Annotated in this window: 2 protein-coding genes; both read left to right on the top strand. The window is 66.9% G+C overall.

The window, feature by feature from the left end:
- Positions 1-508, top strand: a 508-nt coding sequence (locus tag EHS43_RS40280) for a type VII secretion system-associated protein (RefSeq protein WP_312023474.1), incomplete at its 5' end; no start/stop codon positions are given.
- A 76-nt stretch (positions 509-584) separates the two neighbouring features.
- The coding region (locus EHS43_RS46870) for an AAWKG family protein (RefSeq protein WP_185806621.1) at positions 585-3,512 on the top strand (2,928 nt) is incomplete at its 3' end.

Below are 3,512 nucleotides of genomic sequence, written 5' to 3'. Positions count from 1 at the left end.
GGAGTACGGCCTGGCGGTGAGCGCCCCCACGGTCAATCTCAACAAGGCCTGGCTGCAGAACTTCCTCGACAACGACGTGATCCCGTTCGCCGACGAACTGCGGAAGATGGGCCTGGAAGGCATCGCCCCGGGGGACGCCACCCTGACGGTGCCGGCTCTGGTCGATCTGGAGGAGGGGGGAGGCAGCCGGGCCGGCTTCCTCACCGGGCAGGACAAGAACCCGATCGCGATCGGGCTGATGGCCGGCGACAACAGCTGGACCAACGGGCAGTACGTGGTCAAGGCCCTGAACGCCTTCATCGGCGAGGTGACCGCGATCCTGAAGCAGCAGGGTGAGCTCTTCGAGGAGATCCAGGACGGCCTGGAGGACACCATCGAGCAGCTCTTCAAGGCCCGCGACGTCAACCTCGACAAGATCAAGGGCGAGGACTTCATCGACTTCTTCGAGGACGTGGACAGCATCCTGTCCGAAGGGTCGGGTTCGGGAGACGACAACGAGGACGACTGACCGCCTCGCCGCCTCCGTTCACCCTCCTCGCCGCCGGTCCGACCCGCGGCCCACCTGATCGAAAAGGCCCTTCGTCATGGCTCTTGACCCCACCAAGATCACCGGTGACCTCACAGCGACGAACGACCACTGGCACGAAGCCATCAAGTTGTTCACCGGATACGTCGCACCGGCGCGGGACACCCTCTTCGACACCCTGGTGGGCAACGAGGGCATCCCCCTGATGAAGGTCGAGATCTCGGACGTCTCCCAGGTGGACTATGTCGACACCGAGGATCTCAACTGGCTCTACGAGAACGCCGGTTACCGGATCCAGAACACCGACTTCGTCATCCCCTTCTACCGGGCGAGCGGTGGCACCGGCTCCGACGTGACGATGCACAAGGCGCGCATCACGCTCCTCGGGCAGAAGAGCGGGGACGATCCGCCCTCCGGCGGTTACGTCGAGGGCGGCACCTTCAGCAGCCAGTACGACAACCACCTGGGGATGGGCAAGCCCACCTGGGACACCCGGCCGCTGGCCCAGTACAGCTACGGCACCGGCCTCGCCCTGGAAGCGCTGCTCAACAAGCCCGAGGGAACGCACGGGTTCTCCTGGAACGAGGTGTCCGTCGACGAGGCGGCCTCCGTCACCCTCAACAACTTCGACGTGGTGGCCGGGGCGTTCGACAGGGCGGCCAAGTTCTTCGTCGAGCAGCAGAAGAAGATCGAGGAGTGGCAGACCCGCGTCGGCCTGGAGAAGAACGACGCCTGGCGCGGCACGGCCGCCGGTGTCTTCTGGGACCTCGTCAAGAAGCTCAACAAGCAGTACAGCGACTACGCCGACGACATGAGTCCCAACGGCAGCTACTTCTCCAAGCAGGGCAACGAGATCCGCGACGCGAAGAAGGCGCTGCGCGGGGCCGCCTGGGACCTGCACACCACGTGGGCGACCTGGGAGTACAAGGACGGCAACCCGCTGAGCTGGCTGCACGCCCTGCTGTCCCGGATCACGAAGTACGTGTGGGACCACAACATCACCAAGATCACCTACGAGATCGTGCCCAGCTACTCCGAGGCTCCCTCGACGGTCAACTACGTGGCCGAGGAGGGCTTCGACAACAACGCCAAGGACCCCGGCGACGCGAACACCCCGGCACGCGAGTTCGGTGATCTCAAGGATCTCGCGACCTGGGCGAAGATCGGCAACCAGGCGATCCTCGACTGGCAGAAGTCGGTCGTCGACCAGCTCGACAAGGCGGCCGTCGCGGCCCTGAAGGACGTCAAGGACGCCTGGAGCAAGTCCTCCTTCGACCTCGGCGACATCAAGTCCCGTGGCGGCAGTTCCCTTGAGGAGGGCCTCAGCAAGGACGAGGCCGAGGTCAAGGAAGAGGAAGCGGAGCAGAAGGCCGCGGAGGCCGCCGCTCAGCAGGCCGCCTACATGCAGTGGATGAAGGACCAGGCGGCGAAGGCCGAGGCGGAGGCGGCCAAGGCGAAGGCCGAGCAGGAGGCCAAGGAGAAGGCGGCGGAGGAGAAGGCCGCCAAGGAGAAGGCCGAGCAGGAAGCCAAGGAAGCAGCCGCCAAGGCGGAGCAGGAGGCCAAGGAGAAGGAGGCCGAGGCCAAGGCGGAGCAGAAGGAGAAGGAGCAGGAGGCCAAGCAGGCCGAGGCGGAGAAGAAGGCCGAGGCGAAGGAGGCCGAGGCGAAGGCCGAGCAGGAGGCCAAGGAGAAGGAGGCCGAGGCGAAGGCCGAACAGAAGGAGAAGGAGCAGGAGGCCAAGCAGGCCGAAGCCGAGGCCAAGCAGGAACAGAAGGAGAAGGAGGCCGAAGCCAAGGCCGCCGAGGCGCAGGCGCGTCAGGAACAGCTCCAGATCGCTCAGATGAACCAGGCCAAGGCCGAACAGGAGCGCCAGCGCAAGGAGCAGGAGCAGAAGGAGGCCGAAGCCGAGGCGAAGGCCGAGCAGAAGGAGAAGGAGGCCGAAGCCAAGCAGGCCGAACAGGAGGCGAAGCAGGAGGCCAAGGAGAAGGAGGCCGAGGCCAAGGCGGAGCAGAAGGAGAAGGAGCAGGAGGCCAAGCAGGCCGAGGCGGAGAAGAAGGCCGAGGCGAAGGAAGCCGAGGCGAAGGCCGAGCAGGAGGCCAAGGAGAAGGAGGCCGAACAGAAGCAGAAGGAACAAGAGGCCAAGCAGGCCGAAGCGGAGGCGAAGGCCGAACAGAAGCAGGCCGAGCAGGAGGCCAAGCAGGAGCAGGTCCAGGCCGAGCAGGAGAAGAAGCAGGCCCAGGCCGAGGCCGAGCAGCGGAAGCTGGAGCAGGAGGCGGCCAAGCGGGAGCAGGAGGCGTTCGCCCAGTACGACAACGCCCGCCAGGGGATCCTCAACAACGGCGACCTGTCACAGCTGTCGCCGACGCCCATCAGCGGCCCGGTCAACGACGCCACCCTGGACCTTCCCGGCGGCGGCGAGACCCACATCGACTCCTCCGGGCGCGTGGTCACCGAATACCCCGACGGCAGCTCCACGACCGTCGACCCGCTCACCCACAGCTCGACCATCACCCGCCCCGACGGCACCACCATCTCCGGCCCGCTCAACACCGGTGATCTGCTGACCAATCCGGACGGCAGCGTCACTCACCTCGACTCCAGCGGGCACGTGGTCACGGAGTACCCCGACGGCACCGTCCAGACCGTCGACCCGGACACCGGCTCCACCACCATCACGCTCCCGGACGGCACGACCTCCTCCGGCCATCTCAACGGCGGCGACCTGCCGTCGTACGGCTCCGCCACCTCCGGCCCGTCGTACGGCCACCCCTCCTACGAGGAGGAGTTGTACGACGACACCCCCTACCGCTCGCCCCTGGACTACAGTTCCGCCGCCAGCGCCGGGGTGACACCGCCGAGCAACCGGCAGCTGCTGAACACCGGCGCCTTCCCCGGCCTCGCCGCCACCGGAGGGCTCGACGGCTCGGCCGGCGCCTCCGCCGCGTCGCCCGCGAGTGGCGGCGCCCCCATGGGCGGCATGCCGCTGGGT

It is taken from the genome of Streptomyces sp. RP5T, from assembly GCF_003933965.1.
In the GTDB taxonomy this organism is placed as follows: Bacteria; Actinomycetota; Actinomycetes; order Streptomycetales; family Streptomycetaceae; genus Streptomyces.
This window is presented reverse-complemented; position numbering and strand designations above follow the sequence as displayed.